The sequence below is a fragment of the Streptomyces caniferus genome (assembly GCF_009811555.1).
GTDB classification, from domain to species: Bacteria; Actinomycetota; Actinomycetes; order Streptomycetales; family Streptomycetaceae; genus Streptomyces; species Streptomyces caniferus.
The window spans coordinates 208,531-225,765 of record NZ_BLIN01000001.1 but is presented as its reverse complement, the minus strand read 5'-3'; the positions used below and the strand labels follow the sequence as shown (position 1 = coordinate 225,765).

The window sequence follows — 17,235 nt, the reverse complement described above, 5'->3', positions numbered from 1 at the left end:
ACTCACCTGGTGGCGACGAGTTCCAGCAGGGTGTGGTCACGGTGGGTGGGGTCCGCAGTCTCGCCCACCGGGGTCCAGGCGTTCTTCGTGATGTCGAAGGACACGTCGCGGTTGTTCACCGTCATGTTGGCGCGGAGCTTGTAGTCGTTGCCCTTGATGCCGTAGACCCGCGGGAGCTCCATGCTCAGATAGCCCTTCTTCCCGGTGACGCGGAAGCAGAACTTCCCCAAGTCGCGGGTGGACATCTCGACCAGATCGGGACGGCTGTCGCAGGTGGCGAGCACGATGTGCCCGTCACCGCGCTTGAGGAGGATGCCCTTCTCCTTGAAGATCTTGTCGGCCTGCGGATAGGCGAAGTCTTCGACTGCCGACGGTTCCGTCGTGGTTCCCGGGTCGTCCGGCTGGTCCGTGGCCGCTGCCACGGCTGCGCCCTGCATCACCGCGGCAGCGGCCACAATGCCGGCGGCCAGCAGTCGGGAAGATCGCTTCATGGTTCCTCGCCCTCGTCACGCAGTGCATGGAAATGCCGCATACGAGACACGTATGCGGGGCCCGGCGCCGGGAACTCAGGAGGCACGCTCCCGCGTCGCCGGCCGGGTGACGGCCGGCGAACTCCTCGACCAATCAGGCTAATTCGCCTATTGGTATCACCTGGATCCGCTTTCCACGATGCCTGCCAAATGTGGCATGAGCCACACATCGCAGCGGTGTTGGTGATTTGAGCTTCGAAATGTTCTGATCTGCTGCCATGTCCGACTCCTGGCGATGATGCGACCGTTGCCTCTTTGATGCCTACTCGTGACGAGTCGTCGTACTTGGCTGGATCACCCTCGTGTGGTTCTCCACGTCCGATTCGCTGTGGAAACATACGCGGCCGCGACGCTTGGCGTCGGAAGACAGGCCCGTCGACGGGCCCTGCACAGTCTCGAGGGGATATGCGAAGACAGAGAACTCGGTTATTTCGAGAGGGCAGTTCACGATCCGCGGTGACGTTCGCGATGGTTCTGGCCCTCTGTACAGGGGTGCTGGGTACCACTGTGGCCGTGGCGGCGCCCTCGGCGGCGGCCGCCGAGGCTCAGCCTCCCCTCAGCGAACGCGCCAGAGCGGTCGAGGCCTGGCGGACAGGAGGCCGGGCCACCAGGGAAGCCGCCGAGCGGGCCCTGACCGGCTCCGACACGGACATCACGGCGTTTCTCGGCGAAGGCCGGCGGCTCGCAGCCGAGGAGGACGACCGGCTGACGGTGCTGCGCATGCTGAACTCCAGCGGCAAGGGTGTGCGCGACGCCGCTCAGGAGGCGCTGAAGACGCCTGAAGCCACCCGGGAATTTCTGGCCTCGGGCATTCGGAAGCCCTTCGCGGATGACCAGCGGGTCGCCGTCCTGCAGGCCATGAACGACGGCGCCAAGGCGGTGAAGGAGGCCGGGCAGAAGGCCCTCGACGACGGTTCCGCAGATGCGCTCGCGGGGTTCCTGGCCTCCGGGCAGTACAAGGCCCAGCGCGAGGACGATCGTGTCGAGACTCTGAAGATCCTCCATGACGGCGGCCCCGAGGTGAAGAAGGCCGCCCAGGCGGCACTGGACGGCTCGGCCGAGGACATCAAGGAGTTCTTGGACAACGGCCAGCACGTGGCGCGCTCCCGCGACCAGGAGACACTGACCGTGGCTCAGCTCGCGGACGCGGCAGCGAAAGCCGGCAAGCGGGCCAAGCGGGAAACCGACGCCGCCAAGGAGGCCGCCTCCCGCGCTGAGGACGCCGCGCGCCAGGCCAAGGAGGCCGCACAGCGCGCGGCCAGGGAAACCGCCGCAGCCAAGGACGATTCCCAGCGTGCGGCGGGGGCCGCGGGCCGGGCGGCGGACGCGGCGGACGCGGCCGCGAATGCCTCACGCACTGCCATTCAGGCGGCCAACACCGCCACTTCCGCGGCCCGCACAGCCGCGAACGCCGCGTCCGCCGCGGCCTCGGCCGCCGCCGCCGCCGGGCAGGCGGCGTCGCGTGCCTACCAGTCGGCGAACTCCGCGGCCCAGGACGCGAGCCAGGCGTCGACCGCCCGGAAGGCGGCCCAGGACGCCCGTGCCGCCGCGGCCGGCGCACGCACCGCCGCGGATGCCGCGCTCAACGCGATGAAGGCCGTTTTCAACGCCGTCAACTCCGCGCAGTCGGCGGCCAGCGCCGGTAGCCACGCGGCAGCGGCAGCGACGGCGGCGGCCGAGGCAGGGACCTATTCGGCGACGGCGGGTGCGGAGGCACACCGCGCAGCGGTGGCCGCGGCCAGAGCCCGCCGGGCAGCGGCCACCGCGACCCGGGCCGCCAATGCAGCCGAAACGCTGGCCAATACAGCCGCCGCTGCGGCGAAGGAAGCCCACAGCGCCGCAGACAGCGCCGCCAAGCACGCCGACGCGGCCGCCGACGCGGCCGAGGACGCCGCACAACACGCCGGCCAGGCCAACCGGTGGGCGGACAAGGCCAAGAAGTGCGCCACCGCGGCGATCAGCGCGGCCAACGACGCCGGCAAGGCGGCGCAGCAGGCCCGCACCGTCGAGCAGACCGCGCGTAAGGCCGAAGCCGCCCAGTTGGACGCCGACAAGGAACAGGCCATCCAGTCCGCCGAGGACGCCAAGGACAAGGACAAGGAGCAGGACGAGGACCTCTCCTGGGAGCGGGCCGAATCGGCCCGGCAGGACAAGGAAACCGAACAACTCCTCACCGAGGCGACCGCGAAGGACGCGGACGCCGGTACGGCCGTCGCCAAGGGCCGCCGGGCCGCCATGCGGCTGATGGTCGCCGGGGGGCCCTGGACGCAGCAGGCCGCGGCGGATGCGCTGTCCGGTACCGGCGCCGACGTTCAGCAGTGGCTGCTCACCGGCCGCAGGACCGCGGCGGAGCAGGACGATCGCGCCAGGGTCGGTCACCTGGCGGACTCCGACAGGCCGAATCTGAAGAGAGCGGCACTGGCCGCCCTGTCCGGATCGCCGGCCGAGATCGAGGAGTTCCTCACCACGGGTCAGCACACGGCACAGGCTGACGACTACCGTGTCGAGATCCTGCGGCTGATGAAGGACGGCGGGCCCTCGGTCAATGAGCGGGGCAGCGCAGCCATCGATGCCGGGACCGCCGACCGGCTGCGGGAGTTCCTCGACGTAGGCCAGTACGCGGCTCGCGAGGTGGACGACCGTGCCGAAACCTTACGGATCATGCACCAGGGCGGTGCTCGTGTGAAGGCCGCTGCCGAGGTCGCGCTGGCCGGTCCGCCGTCCATGCTGCGGGACTTCGTCGGCGTTGCCCACTTCAAGGCGGCCAAGCAGGATTTCGACGCCGCGGTCCACGTGGCGGAGGTCAACCGCCTCGTCGCCAACGCGCAGCGCTCCGCCGCGACGGCCAAGAAGAATGCCGCGCAAGCAGCCGAAGCCGAAGCCAGGGCCCGGCACGCGGCGGACGAGGCGAACAAGTACGCCAAGCAGGCACGGGACTCGGCCACCGAGGCCCAGGGGTATGCCGACGACGCGAAGAAGTCGGCGCACGACGCCGACGTGTCCGCCGAAAGCGCCGCCGACTCCGCCCGCCAGGCCAAGCAGGCTGCCGCATCCGCGGGCAGAGCGGCAGTTGCCGCCACCGCTTCCGCCAACCGGGCATCGTCGTCCGCGGCTCAGGCCCGCACATACGCGGACCTGGCCTACGCCTCCGCGGAGTCGGCCCGCAAGTCCGCCCTCGACGCTAACAAGGACGCCGCCGAAGCGGCCAAGGCCGCCACTGAAGCCGTCGAAATCGCGGCCGAGAAGTGGCGCAAGGAAGACGCGGAACGGCGCAAAGACACCTCCGAGCCTTCCGGCGGCAAGGGCGCCGGGACCGTGGACGCCCTCAAGGACTATGAGAACGGCTCGGCACTGCTGTCCTTCGACGGCACCTGCTACCTCAATGGCGTCCCGCTCCCCGACAAGCTGGGCATCGGCTCCTGCGAGGCGCTGGCTGCGGACTTCGACAGGTGGATGGGGGACAACGCCGACCACCTCAGGATGGACACCTTCAAGGACCGCGACGACGCGGCCGCGATGCTCCTGGCCGGGTACTGCTCGTGGACGAGCAACAGCATCTTCTCCGACGCGGGCAACAGCGACAAATGCGGCCCGGAACTGATGAAGCAGCTCCAGAACACCCCGGCCGTCGAGCCATACCTGGAAAACGGCATCGGGTCCGGACTGGCCAAACTGTTCAAGCCGCTCGGCAGGAAGCTCGGTTGGAAATGGCTGGGAGGGCTCTCGCGCCCGTTGAACCAGCTGGCGCACAACAGGTACCTTCACGAGGCTTACAAGGACATCCTTCGGGCCGAGATGCAGAAGCCGCAGGTGGGCAACGAGAAACTGCAAGAGTCCATAGATAAGCTGTGGCGCAAGAACGCCGTTATCGGCAATGGGAGCACCGCAGCCGCCGTCCGGTTCACCAAGCTCACAGGGAAACTCGTGGGCGATTCGGACCATATAGATAAGGCTGAGCAAGCCATCGTGTTCCTGGGCAGATGGCTCAGGAATAATCCCGAGGCAGCGGCATCCGACCGCCATGCCGCGGAAAATGTGATCCGTGATCTGCAGAATTCTTTGGAGGGCAAGCCCTGATGTCCACACCTACCTGGTGGAGTGAACTGCTCGGCGCGAGCCAGGTGCTCGCCGAGAGTGACCGCGAGGAAGTCCGTGAGTGGCGGAACAAACCGGATGGTGAGGATCTGGTTGTTCCCACGGAGCGGGACGAGGATGACGTTCCGCCACTGACCGCACGCCTGGGTTTGCTCGCCGGCGCGTTCTGTAAAAATGTTCCCGCGATGCCCTCGGAGGAACGCAGGAGAGTCCTCGGAGTCCTGGAACGCATCATGGCCACCGAGAGCCACGAGGACCGCACTGCGGTGGGAACCGGTTTCCTCGAACCGCTGCTGATGGCTTGGGACGAAGGCTTTGATCTTCGCCTGATCTGGGGCGAACTGGGTCGGGAATCCCGTTCTTTCTGCCTGGCACTCAACGAGTTCTGGGGCGTTGAATCGCCCGACTGGATGCGCGGGGAGTAGCCCACCGCACAAGGGAATGACCCCTTCATCGGCGGCGGGAGCCCTTTGCCTCCGCCGCCCTTGAGCCGACCACAAGGGCTGCCTTGTGATCCTGATACCTGAAATGACGGCCCGCCCGCCGGCAGCCAACCCGGGCCGGGTCGAGGCATGGCCGCCCGAACGCGTGCTGTCCGTCCGGACAGCTCTAGCGGAGCGCTATCGCGTCCTCGTCGAGATCGACGAGGGCCTCGGCCTCCGACAAGGGGAGGCGTTCGGCCTGTCGACGGAGGACATCGACTTCGCCGAGGAGGTCGTGCGCGTCCGACGTCAGGTCAAGATGGTGCGGACGAGCTGTGCTTCGCGCTTCTCAAGGGGCGCAAGATCCGGGAAGTGCCTGCCCTCAAGCGTGGCCAAGTCCCGTCGGCAGCACATGGAACACTTCGCACCAGTGCCGTTCACCATGCCGTGGGACGCCCCGAGCCCTCCGCAGACCCTGGTTGAGGTCAAGCACCGTCGGCTCAGGACATACAACTTGCTGGTGACCGGTCGCGAGCGCAAGGCAATCAACCGTAACTATTCAACTCCTATGTCTGGAAGCTGAAGCCGGCGTGATCGCGGCGCTGGAGAAGAGCGCCTCAGACGGATCCCGTGTCGGGGAGCCCTCCCGGGAACACGGCTACCGTGCACTGCGCCACTTCTCGCCTCCGAGCAGTTGGAGGCCGGCGAGTCGGTTGTTTCCCTGGCCCGTTGGCTTGACCACTCGGACCCAGGGTTCACGCTCCGGAAGTACGCGCATTTTCTGCCCCGAGCTGGCGCACGCGGCAGCTCCGCCATCGATGCGGTCTTCGCGCAGTCGTAATTTCAGGACGGCGAGAAGAGACCGATCCTGGCACAAAGTCCCAGAGAAATCCCAGAGGTGCCGCGGCACCCTTCCAGGCCCGTATCCCTGCAGGTCAGGAAGGGGGCAGCGGCATCCAGATGACGGCTGTCAGATGTCCCGGAAGAGACCAGGGAGCGCTGTGACCTGGCACGATGAGGGGTCCTTGGTCGCTGACCTGTGCGAATGGTCTTTCGGTTGTTTCACGCTCATGCCGGTTGATGGGATTGGAAGTCCCAGAAAAGTCCCAGAGGACTCCCACGGCTGACGGCGCCCTTTCGGTTCTCCTCGACGTAGGGCGGAGCGTCGACGCCGGGACCTGTGCGCTAGCGGTCGCCTTGATCGAACGGCAGCACGGGCTCCCTGGATCGCCTGCCCGTCTACTGCGTCGGCGTGATGGGTTTTCGCCGCACCCGCGACGAACGCCTACGCCTCCTGCGGGAGACCGTCATCGAGGCACGGCGGGAGACGGCCGTGTCCATCACCGCCGAGATCATCGCCCACGCCAACGGGGCGAGCGGCCTGCCGCTGTCGATGCGCACCGGCCCCATCCACTGTTCCGCTGCCGCCGGGATACTGCCCACCGCAAGCACCTTGATCGGATGATTCCGCACCACGTACGCTGACGCCCGTTACTGTGCGTGGCGCAGGGTGAACAGCACGCTGAACGCGGTTCGTTCGGGTTGCCTGGGGGGTTCGGGGGGTGCGGGTTGGACAGCTCCATGCCGGTGGCGGCCGGTGTTCCGCCCATCCATTTCGGCGTGCACGAGGTGCGGACCGGAAGTGCGGACGGGGCACGGGCCGACTTCGAGCAGATGCTTGCTCAGCTCGCCAGTGCGACCAATCCGAACGTCCGGATGATCGCGGTGAATCCGGGCGACTGGGGAATCGACGCTTTCGCGGGTGACCTCGGGGGCTCGATCACGGTGTGGCAGTCCAAGTACTTCATGCCGAAGACCACAACCAGCCAGTCACAGCAGATTCGCGAGTCTCTCGCGAACGGGCTGAAAGCCGCGGCGGCCAACGGTCACACCATCACGCTCTGGATCCTGTGCATCCCCTCCAGCATGGACGGTCCGACAACCAAATGGTGGGACGGCTGGAAGAAGCGGAAGGAAAAGGAGCACGGCCTCGTCATCGAGCTGTGGGACGAGACCACGCTCGTGAAGAAGCTGCAGAGCCCCGAAGCTGACCAGGTACGCCGCGCCTACTACGAAGTCTTCACGGCACGCCCCGCCCCCGCCCAGGAGCAGATGCGCCTCGTGCTGGACGTGGAGGAGGACAAGGCCGCGGCGCTTGACTCGGCCCTGTTCGTGCGCCAGATGACCGAGGCCGGCCACATCGAACTGGACTCGGCCAAACGTCAGTTCTTCAACGCCGACCTGGTGGCGCGCGAAGTCGCACACAAGGGCGTGCTGGCCGAGGTTGCCGCCCTGAGCTCTGCCGACGCCACCCTTCACGGAGTGTGGGAGATGCAGTTCAACGAGTGCTCGGCCGAGGGCACCCTCCCAGCTCTGCACGGCCGGGTATGGCGCGAGGTGCGCTCCGAGCACGACAAACTACCCAAGGTGCTGCGTCTGGAGGTGACGCACAGCTGGGGTCTGGTCCACCGGCTGGTCGACAACCGTCGGGCGGGGTGGGTCACGCACTGGCGGCAGATCGCGAGCGGTCACGCCGACGACTGAGATCTCCCGACCGCCCGTACCGCTCGACCACTGATGAGGAGCATGCCGTGCACGCAGACCGGCCGGTCGTGATGCCCGAGGACGAGGTGCCTTTCCGCCTCGCTCAACTGCTGCTGCTCCTGGACGCCGTCGCCGCGCAGGATGCGAACGGGGCGACCCTGGAACGCATCGGGTACTACGACTTCCTGTCCGCGAACCCCTTCCTCGTCGTTCCCTCTGAGGGCCGGGACGCAAGCCTCCTGCGGCTGGCCGGATTCGATCCGCAGGTCCTCGCCTACGCGTCCTCGTCACAGCGATTCACGAGCCGGCGAGAACGGATCCAGCACGACCTGACGCTCCTGGTGGCCTATGGGTGCTGTCGCATCCGTAATCGCAACGGCTTCCTCACCTACTCGATCACCGAGGCCGGTCAGCACCTCGGCGGGCAGTTCACCGCTACCTACGCCAGCTCCTTCACCACCGCTGCCGGCATCGTCGTCCGCCAGCTCCGCAAACTCAGCGACAAAAGGCTGCGCGAGCAGACCGCACGGTGGCTGAGGCCGGACGGAACCGACGGACCCGCTGCTGCCCTCATGAGCGTCCTGGGGCCAGGGCCCGTGCTGGAAACGTCCTGGGAGGGATGATCACCATGGAGCCGCTTCCCGGCATCCGCATCCGCCGCCTGCGCCTGGTCGGCATGGAACGGTCCTACGACGTCGACTTCACCGCCGAACAGCGGGTGCGGAACCTCTCCGTCATTGCCGGGGCGTTCAGCTCCGGCAAAACGGCGGTACTGGAGTTCATCGCCTACGGCCTCGGCGCGAAACGGCACCCCCGCCACCAGGAGGTGCTGCGCAGGGTCCGTTCATGCCTCCTGGAAGTCGAGCTCTCCGGCGAGCCGCACGTGATCGAGCGGTCGGTCGGAGAACCCTCGAAGGTCGCCTTCGTCCGCCGCGGAACGCTCGAAAGCAGGCCCGCATCCAGGGCCGAGAGCAGGCCCATCGACCCGCCCGGAGCACCGGAGAGCCTGTCCTCCCTCCTGCTGAGGCACTGCAAGCTCGAAGGGGTCCAACTACGCGAAGCACCCACCAACAGCGAATCGCGCACGGACCCGCTCAGCTTCCGCGACCTGATGTGGCTCGCCTTCCTTCCCAACGAACGCGTCGCGGACAAGAACTTCCTGTTTGAGAACGACTACATGCGCAAGCACAAACTGCGGCAGGTCCTCGACGTCGCCTTCGGAGTCCACGACGACCGCGCCGTCGAACTCGGCCAGCGTATCCAGGAACTCGGCGGCCGGCTCAACCGCGCCAAGGCCGAACTCGCAGCAGCTCGCACCTTCGTGGTGGAGCAGGCTCCCACCGCGGTGAACGGCGAACCAACACCTGCCGTCCACGAACGGGAGCTGGCCGACATCACCAGCCAGCTCGAGGAGTTGGACCGGCGAGCGCAGGCGGGAACGGAGTTCGCGGCCCAGCTGCGCAACCAGCACAAAACGGCGGCCCAGACCTCTCGCCGGGCGGCAGCGGTCCTGCGGGACTGCGAAACGCAGCTCCAACGCCTGATGCCTCTCCGGGCACAGTACGCGGATGATCTCCTCAAGCTCGGCATGCTCGGCGAAGCACAGCAGCTCTTCGACCCCCTGAGCGTCACCACCTGCCCCGCCTGCCTGAACCGGCTGTCGGCTCCCCCCACCGCCGACAGCGGACGCTGCAGTCTGTGCCGTCACGGACTGACCACAGAAGAGGGGGCATTGGTCCTGGGCGCTGCCGACACCGGCAGCCAGGCCGGGGACAGCAGGGTGGATGTCGCGGCCGAGACCCGGTCCACCAAGGCCCGCCTCAAAGAGATCACCAGCTACATTGATGAGCTCGGTGGCTCGCTTGCCGCACTCAAGCTCCAGGCCGAAGACGCGGCCCTCCGAGAAGAGGAAGCCGCCGCCGCGCTGGACGCCGCGACGTCTCCCTCCGTCTCACCGTTCCTCGCCGCACGCGACGACCTCCACCGAAGGCGCGAACAGGTCCTGCGCCAACTCGAACAGGCCGAGAGCGCGGTCAAGCTCCGCGAAGGACTCACCAAAAGGGCCGACGTCGTGGAACGCCACGAAACTGAGATCGGTCGCCTCCGAGAGGAACTCGCACGGCTCGGAGACGCCTCCCACGACCGCGACCGTGTCATAGCCAAGATCAGCAGCCGATACGGCGAGCTCCTGCGAGCCTGGCGCTACCCCAAGGTCAGTACGCCCTTCATCAAGACCGACCTCACCCCCTTCGTACGCGGCGAGCCGTACCAGGAAGCCTCGTCCGGCGCCCGCACCCTGCTGACCCTGGCCTGGCAGCTCGCCGTCTTCGAGATAGCCCTCGAAGAAGGGGCCGCACACCCCGGATTCCTCATGATCGACAGCCCTCAGAAGAACCTCGGCCACGGAGGCACCCTCGATGCCGTGATCGCGGACGCCGTCGCCATCGACGACTTCTACCACCACCTCTCCCTATGGCTCGCAGACCGCGGCAGCCGAGCACAGCTCATCGTCGCCGACAACAGCCCGCCACCGGCGGTGGAGAACAGTGTGGTCGTGCGCTACAGCCGCAACGAAGACCGTCCGCCGTACGGGCTAATCGAGGACGAAACCAGTGCGGACGAAGAGGCGGAGGCCGACCTCTGACACGTGATCACGGCTAAGCGCCTCGCTGTTGGTGCGAGGCAGGGGAGAACGAAAGGGGCCAGCTGGCTTCGGTCTACGACCATCAGGCCGCCCGCAGGGGCCGGAACGGGCCCGGAACCGCTGAGCAGACCGACCAGCAGCGCGAGACGTCGACGTGGAGCCCAGGGAGTCGCAGCTCAAGATCGCCGACTATAGGAAGCGCAAGCTGAAGAGCTCCGCACGTGGGCCTGGCGATCGTCGGCTCGGTTGCCTGTCGCCGGAGGCAAGATGGATCGGGGCCCACAGCCATGGGCCCCGATCCATCAGACGGTGTAGACGAGCTGGCGGCCGTAGACGCGCCCGTTGACGAGGTACGCCGGCGCTACGAGGAAGGACATCGGCGCATCAGGGTCGCATGACCCCCAGGCTTCCTGCCTGTCGAGGTCTAGATGCCTTCCTGCGAAGTGGTCGTAGTTCCATTCATGTGCGAGCCCGACTCTGGCGATGCGCTCCATCAGGGTGACGCAGTCGGTCCGCAGCCGGTTGATCGCACCCTCGATGCCAGGGTCCTCCGCTAGGCGTAGCGACTGCTGGATGGACCAGCTGGACGCTGGACTGTTGTTCAGGAGCTGTCGGATGAGCATGGACATCAGGTAGGCGGTGCGTTCCCGGTGGGGCCGGTCCCGGGCGATGTCGGTTTTGTCGCTGTACCGGCGGGCGAAGTTCTGGCACTGCTGCTCAACCAGTGTCCGGGTCTGCCGGGAGAGCTCCTGGTGTTCGCAGTGCTGTGTTCCTGCGAGATCGTCACGTTGATCGAGTTGGGAGGCAAGGAGGGTCCCGAGCTGCCGTTCGAGGCGGTTGATGTGTGCCCACATGCGCTTATGCTCAGTGGCCCCGCGCTGCACCTCGAACTCCAGCGCCCCGATCCGCTGAAGGGCGGTCTCCAGAGCTTCTTCGGTGCTTGGCGCGGGGGCCGGAGGGAGGTACTCGGCGTCTGTTGGCCAGCTGGCAGACTGCCGCTTCGGTTGCCTGGGCTCAAGGAAGAACATGGTCTCGGATCAGTAGTTGGAGTGGAAGCGGACCTGTGTAGCGGCTTCGCCGCCTCCCTGCACGAGCTCGGAGCGCACCTTGACTTCGGTCTCGCCGAACTTCATGAAGGTACGTACTCCGCGCTCTTTTCGATCGAAGCGCATGACCGGGCCGAGGTCGATGGTGACCTCTGCCAGCTGGTCGCAGCCGTCGTCGGTGACATATCGGGGCTCGGCGTCCCGGGTGGCGAAGACACCGAACGTGATCGTTTTCTGCTCGTCGAACAGGGGGAAGATCACGTGGCAGACCTCGGCGTCCGTAGGCACTGACTGTCCGGCTGTGGCGAAGACGTTGAAGCGGTCCACGCACCTGTCCCCGTCCGGTGTGCTCAGGCGGGACGATTCGGGGTCGACGCCTTCTTCGAAGAGCATGGAGGTATCGATGCCGTAGGTAAACCGGCTGCGGCGGGCGCGGGTTTGAGGGTCGTAGCAGAAGTGGACGGCCCCAGCTAGGACGGCGATGTCGGGGTTCGGTGGCACGACGATGGTGGCCCGGGCGGTGAAGCGCTCCCTGATGGCCTGCTGGAGGTACGGCGAGTTACTGAAGCCGCCGGCGAGGACGATCACGTTGGGGACGTCGGGGTCGCCCTGAGTGGATTCCATCTCGTTCAGCTGCGCCTCGATGAGATCGAGGGTCCCCGGTACGACGGTATCGAAGAGCGCGTGCAGCTGGGCAGGAGTGAGGACGATGGCGTCGTCGACCTTGTTCTGGCGGCGGGCCAGCCGGCGTCGGCCCGCTGCTCCCATCTTCCGGTCGATCCCGGTGGGGATGAGGAGGTTGATGTTCTCCTCCTGGTCGAGCCTCACTGCGACCTTGGCGCGTTCCCATTGGTCGATCATGTGCAGTAGGGCGTCGGGGCACTCCTCGCGGATGTCTTCCATAACGTCCTTGCCGAAGCCTTCGAGGATGTACTCGCTCTCGACTCGGCGGTTGAGGAAGTCGGAGCCGAGGCGGTCACCCAGGGAGCGCCCGATCTCGATCATTTTGCCGTCTTGGTCGTTCTGGTAGGCGGTGATGTCGACCGTGCCGCCTCCGCAGTCAACGACCATGAAGCGGGCGCCAGGGGCCATCAGCGGGGGGCCGGCGTCGCCTTGGCGTGCTCCGGATACGCGGGCGTAGTGGGCTGCCGCTTCGGGCTCCAGCGAGAGAAGAACCCGGCCGTCTTCGCCGGGCAGTCCGGCGTTCTTGGTCACATCGCGGTAGATGGCCTTCTGGTAGTCGGTGAAGCACGCGGGCACGGTCAGCACCCAGCGGATGTCGTCCTCGTCGTAGCCGCTGGCGATGATCTGATGAAGCATCGTCTGCACGACCTGGCGCAACAGCATGGTGAGCAGGTTCGTGGTCAAGAGGTCGCGGGAGCTCACGCCGCAGGCGTTGTCGGTCCGTCCGGGCTCGGAGGCATCGTCATCCGTGTTCGCGCTCCTGTCCGGACTCGTGGCTTCCTGCAGAGCGCCGAGGTCCATCTTGAAGCCGTGGTAGTACCTAGCACCTGCGGTGCGCAGGGCCATGCCCTGGGTGAGCCACATGCGCCGAGCCTCGAAACCCCACGCGATCATCTCGCCTCTGGCGTCCAAGAGGAGCGCCGAGAGGTTTTTCACGGTGGGTCCCGGCTGCGATTCCCAGCTGTTGAAGAAGTGGATCTTTCGCGATTCGGGAGACTCGTTGTCTGGTGAGGCCGTGGTCCAGCCTCCGCCGATCGCGTAGGTACCGATGTCTACTGCGGCGAAGACGCGAGCGTCGAACACGGGCGTTCCTTACTCGAATGGCACCGCAGGATGAGTTCCCCCGGCGAGTCCGCCAGTGGGGCGGAGTAGCCAAGGTGTCCCAGGGGGCGGCTGCGCTCTTCAACCGCAAGCCCCGACAGGAGCGCGGAGTTCACCCATACAGATCAACATCGTTGTGCACTTTTGAGCATTCTGTTCACTTCTGCACAGCGTGGTGGCCTATGCTCCGCCGCCGACGGTTCTACGCTGCCTCGCATGGAACTTGATAGGCGCAACATGTGCGATCCAGGTCCCCCGACCTGGATCGCACCGCCGGCGAAGCCAACGGGCGAAGCATTGATCCGTGCGAAGCTCGCGGAGTACCGGAGCATGTGCGAGGAACGGGATCGCCTCATCCTGGAAGCGAAGAAGGAGGGCCTCAGCGAGGTGGCCATCGCCGAGCTCTCAGGACACTCCCGTAACACGGTTCGGAGTGTCTTGAAGAACCACGGGATCGGCTAGCGGCTCGTAACGCGAGCTTGGTGAAGCATGCTGGTTGGTCGTGACTGGTGTGAGGGTTCGGCCGTTCGAGAGGTGTGGCTACTCGGCGGTGGATCATCGATGACGGATTGTGGGCGCTGATCGAGCCGCTGCTGTCGCCGTTGCAAAGGCCAGGACAACGAACGATGCCGAGCGGATCAGCCCACGATCCGTCGGGCCTGCCCCCTGACGAACTAGGCGCCCGTCATACCAGCGGCCCGCTCCGCGTATAGCGCCCTCGGGGGCGCCTTGCAGGCGGACAGTGCAGCATTGCGACAGCAGGCGTCACGGTCTTCCTAAACTGGCTGGTCAGCGGCGCGCCATGGATTTCAGGCGCCCACCGCTGTACTGTTCCCATTGCTTGGCAATGGAGGGCCCAGCTCCTGCCAGAGCCAGGCCCTCCGTGCAGTTCACGAGCCCGGTCGCTCTTCACAAGACCGGGCTCGCTGCGTACGCAGCTCCCGGTCGCGACGGGTTCGTAGGTGGCCGTCCTAGTGGACGAACTGCCCCACAGCGGCGATGAGCGCCACTAGCAGACCTGCCGCAGACAGTGCGACTTGCCACCTTTCGGGCCAAGTCCAACGCCTGCGCGGTTTCCGCTCGATCGGGCCTTCCACCACACGCCCCTCCTGTTCTTCCGGTGTTGCCTCGACGGAACTACCGAGGCAAGCTGCCACCCCCTGCGTACAGGTCGACAACGGGTCCGCAGCGCTCAAGAGGAAGAACTCGTGGAACGTAGCTCAACATACTGATGTTGACACCTCTGGACCAGTCAACCACTCCTCTCCCAGAGGGAGTTGGTCGATGTAATGACCTGCGTGTTAGCGGCAATCGTTAACCGGTCGGCACCGCATTCCTTGGGAGATGCTCTCAATCCCACACCCGAAGAGGAACGGTCTGCTTATTCAGCAGTCTCCATTTCGCTGGTTCTGCTGGCGTCTTCATCCTGATGCAGCTCGTGAAGTACAGCACTCGTAAGCCCACGCAATAGCGACCAATCCAAAGGGGCATCAACTCTCTTCATCAAAACCCCGCGCAGGGCTTCTTCAATGCGCCCCGAAACGTCACCGGCTGGCACCGAAACAGAACCCTTCCAAGGGGCAGGAGGGTTATCCCAATAGGTTCGCACTCCCGAGTTGCGTATCAAGTCTGTTTGCCTACGCATGTACATGTCTATCTCTGCGCCGGGGACGCCATATCGCTCACACACGCGAAATATTTCTTCTATGCCAAGTTCAACGTACTGCCTGGCGCCTGCGGGGAGCCTGCGCATCCCACCTAGATGCCCGTTTCGGCTTCTCCTGTCGCGCTCGGCACGCTGCCATGCTTCGTCCCAGGCTTGAATGGAGCTTTCCGCTTCACCGCAGGTGCGCACAAGCTCGTTGGTCGACCTGCGGCTGAAGGTCTGACGCCCGCTGAGTGCATCACCGAGCGTGCTTCGGCGAAGCTTGACGCTTCGCTGCTCCGCCAACTTTTCGATCTGTCGCAGAGTTAGCCCTCTCTGCTTCACGAGACGTGTAAGAGCAAGGCGTAGTTCGGTGTGACTTACGACGTCGTCGGGGTGAGTCGATGAGATGTCCAATGCAAACAGGGACTTTATCGACTCTGCACTTCGCCATACCTGCTCGGCAACCTTCGGGTCAGATGCGCAACCTCGAACAAATGCTTCGAAGACCTGTCGGCTGGGAATTTCGACCCCTTGCGTGGCTCGATGCAACGAGGATTTTGAAATATACGTCAACGCGGCAAGCTCTTCGAAGCTGAGGTCGGCGCGGCGCTTTTCCCGCATCAGCCAGGACTGCAAAGGACCAACTTTGGAAACGCGATCTCGAATCCCATATTTACCCACCGATACCCCCTTGCTCAGCGACTTCGAATTCGCAAGCCTGCTTCAGCGGAACAAGGAGAGCGTGACAACGAGGGGGCGCCCGTGTCCACCGATCCAGATTTTTCGTCCGGGACAGCTCGTTGTTATGTAGCGTAAGAACCTGGGGGTTGCAAGTGTTCGTGCTGGTCAGAGGCGCGTAGGAGCGGCATCGTCCCGGACCTGTCCGACATCACGGTAGCGTTCGACGCGCGCTGGCATTGTTCGACCTTGACAGCACCTGGGGGTAATGGGTTCGCAGTCTCGCGCAATCGCGCTAACTGCCGGACTCCGCCGCGACTGCTCAAACGAGGAGCAGGCCTCCAAGCTGCTCGGCTGGATCTATGCGCGGCCGAGGGGAGGTCAGCGGCGGCACACCTTCTTCGCCACGATGTACTACGCCGGCGCCCGGCCCGAGGAGGTTGTGGCGATCGATGTCGGGGACGTACGACCGCCCGACGCGAACGCGGACGACCAATGGGGCGAGCTGCTGCTCCACTGCTCCACACCGCCCACCCAGAGGTCGGCAAGCAGTGGACGAACACCGGGGAAGTGCGCGAGGAGCGCGGCCACAAGGGGCGGGCCGCCGATGACACCCGTACGGTGCCCTGCCGTCCCGGGTTGACGCGGATCCTCCGTGCCCCCATCGAGAAGGAAAGGCTGAAGCCCGGCGATCTGCTGATGCAGGGAGAGAAAGGGGGAGACCTGGCCGGGTCCGTGATCAGGCGATCGTGGCGGCGGGCCCGGAAGGAAGTGCTCACCGCCTACGAATTCGGAACGCCCCTCGGTCGCCGTGTGTGTACCTCCGGCACACCTGCCTGACCAACTGGCTCAGCCGGACACCGCCGGACGTGCCTCGCCCTCGTCGAGGGGCGCTTCCGGCCCCTGCCCCGCTCAGTAGAAACGAACTCTGACCAGCAAAAAGACCCTCCCTGTAGGGAGGGTCTCGCCTGGCGCCCCCGGCAGGACTCGAACCTGCGGCCAAGTGCTTACTGATCATTTCAGAATGAGGTTCGGAGTCGCCTCAAGCAGATGATGCTGCAGGCGAGTTGGAGCAGGCCGAGGTGGAGGTCGGCGCGTATCTCGTAGCGGATCCGCAGGCGTTTGAACTGGTGGAGCCAGGCGAAGGTGCGCTCGACGACCCAGCGGGTCTTGCCCAGCCCGGAGCCGTGGGCTGTGCCCTTGCGGGCGAACTTCGGTGTGATGCCGCGGGCCCGGAGGAGACGGCGGTACTTGTCGTAGTCGTAGCCGCGGTCGGCGAACAGCCGGCCCGGCCGGTGACGCGGACGGCCTCGGACTCCGCGAATGCGGGGTATCGCGTCCAGTAGTGGCATCAACTGTGTGACGTCGTGGCGGTTTCCGCTGGTCAGCGTGATGGCCAACGGTGTTCCATGACGGTCGGTGACCAGGTGGTGCTTGCTGCCTGGACGCGCGCGGTCGACCGGCGAAGGTCCGGTGTGAGCCCCCCTTTGAGGGCCCTGATGTGGGAGCGTCCACGGCTGCGTCATCCATGTCCAGCAGGCCGGCCGCCCGCAGCTCCGCCAGAAGAACCTCGTGCAGCTGGGGCCAGACACCGGCCTCGGTCCAGTCCCGAAGTCGCCGCCAGGCGGTTACCCCACTGCAGCCGATCCGCTCCGCCGGAACATCCGCCCAGCTCACGCCCTTGCACAGCACGTAAACGATCCCACGCAGGGCAGCCCGGTCGTCCGCCGGCAGCCGACCCGGATACCTCTGGCGTCTCGGCGGGCGGGGAGGAAGCAGCGGGGCTACCCGTTCCCATAGGTCATCAGGCACAAGATCATCCGACACCTGCAGAACTCTGCCG

Annotated in this window: 13 protein-coding genes; 8 read left to right on the top strand and 5 right to left on the bottom strand. The window is 65.9% G+C overall.

Going from position 1 to position 17,235, the window contains the following annotated elements:
* Nucleotides 1-2: 2 nt before the first annotated feature.
* On the bottom strand, nt 3-491 hold the full coding sequence (locus Scani_RS00950; protein ID WP_174243987.1) for a hypothetical protein: 489 nt from the start codon (nt 489-491) through the stop codon (nt 3-5).
* A 495-nt stretch (nt 492-986) separates the two neighbouring features.
* Between Scani_RS00950 and Scani_RS00945 the strand changes: the two genes are divergently transcribed.
* The 7 genes from Scani_RS00945 (at nt 987) to Scani_RS00915 (ending at nt 10,235) form a co-directional block, all read left to right on the top strand.
* On the top strand, nt 987-4,607 hold the full coding sequence (locus tag Scani_RS00945) for an ALF repeat-containing protein (RefSeq protein WP_159469017.1): 3,621 nt from the start codon (nt 987-989) through the stop codon (nt 4,605-4,607).
* On the top strand, nt 4,607-5,050 hold the full coding sequence (locus tag Scani_RS00940) for a DUF7674 family protein (RefSeq protein ID WP_159469015.1): 444 nt from the start codon (nt 4,607-4,609) through the stop codon (nt 5,048-5,050). Before Scani_RS00945 ends, Scani_RS00940 begins: the two co-directional genes overlap by 1 nt.
* An 85-nt stretch (nt 5,051-5,135) precedes the next feature.
* A complete protein-coding gene (locus Scani_RS40555) occupies nt 5,136-5,630 on the top strand; it encodes a site-specific integrase (RefSeq protein WP_246295408.1) in 495 nt (164 codons plus the stop codon).
* Between the two features lie 669 nt (nt 5,631-6,299).
* Nucleotides 6,300-6,512 carry a hypothetical protein gene (locus tag Scani_RS00930; protein ID WP_174872586.1) on the top strand — a complete coding sequence of 71 codons (213 nt, stop codon included), beginning with the start codon at nt 6,300-6,302 and terminating at the stop codon, nt 6,510-6,512.
* A 104-nt stretch (nt 6,513-6,616) separates the two neighbouring features.
* Nucleotides 6,617-7,591: a serine/threonine protein kinase gene (locus Scani_RS00925; protein ID WP_246295405.1), complete on the top strand. Its 975-nt coding sequence runs from the start codon at nt 6,617-6,619 to the stop codon at nt 7,589-7,591.
* A gap of 47 nt (nt 7,592-7,638) precedes the next feature.
* The gene (locus Scani_RS00920; protein ID WP_159469014.1) at nt 7,639-8,214 is read left to right on the top strand and encodes an ABC-three component system middle component 2; all 576 of its coding nucleotides are present in this window, start codon (nt 7,639-7,641) and stop codon (nt 8,212-8,214) included.
* A gap of 5 nt (nt 8,215-8,219) precedes the next feature.
* Nucleotides 8,220-10,235: a coiled-coil domain-containing protein gene (locus tag Scani_RS00915; protein WP_246295403.1), complete on the top strand. Its 2,016-nt coding sequence runs from the start codon at nt 8,220-8,222 to the stop codon at nt 10,233-10,235.
* Between the two features lie 302 nt (nt 10,236-10,537).
* Here Scani_RS00915 and Scani_RS00910 read toward each other — a convergent pair whose 3' ends face one another.
* Nucleotides 10,538-11,263 (bottom strand): hypothetical protein, encoded by a 726-nt coding sequence (locus Scani_RS00910; protein ID WP_159469010.1) that lies wholly within the window; start codon nt 11,261-11,263, stop codon nt 10,538-10,540.
* Between the two features lie 9 nt (nt 11,264-11,272).
* Complete coding sequence (locus Scani_RS00905) at nt 11,273-13,048, bottom strand: Hsp70 family protein (protein ID WP_159469008.1); 1,776 nt, start codon at nt 13,046-13,048, stop codon at nt 11,273-11,275.
* Between the two features lie 234 nt (nt 13,049-13,282).
* Here Scani_RS00905 and Scani_RS00900 point away from each other — a divergent pair, with 234 nt between their 5' ends.
* Nucleotides 13,283-13,528 (top strand): hypothetical protein, encoded by a 246-nt coding sequence (locus Scani_RS00900; protein WP_159469006.1) that lies wholly within the window; start codon nt 13,283-13,285, stop codon nt 13,526-13,528.
* A 919-nt stretch (nt 13,529-14,447) separates the two neighbouring features.
* Here the strand turns inward: Scani_RS00900 and Scani_RS00895 are convergent.
* Nucleotides 14,448-15,395 (bottom strand): helix-turn-helix domain-containing protein, encoded by a 948-nt coding sequence (locus Scani_RS00895; protein WP_159469004.1) that lies wholly within the window; start codon nt 15,393-15,395, stop codon nt 14,448-14,450.
* Nucleotides 15,396-16,411: 1,016 nt separating this feature from the next.
* Nucleotides 16,412-17,219 (bottom strand): IS5 family transposase gene (locus tag Scani_RS00890; RefSeq protein ID WP_159469002.1). Its coding sequence is split into 2 segments (ribosomal slippage): nt 16,412-16,892 and nt 16,891-17,219, totalling 810 coding nucleotides; the frame shifts between segments, so codons are not numbered across the junction.
* Nucleotides 17,220-17,235 lie beyond the last annotated feature (16 nt).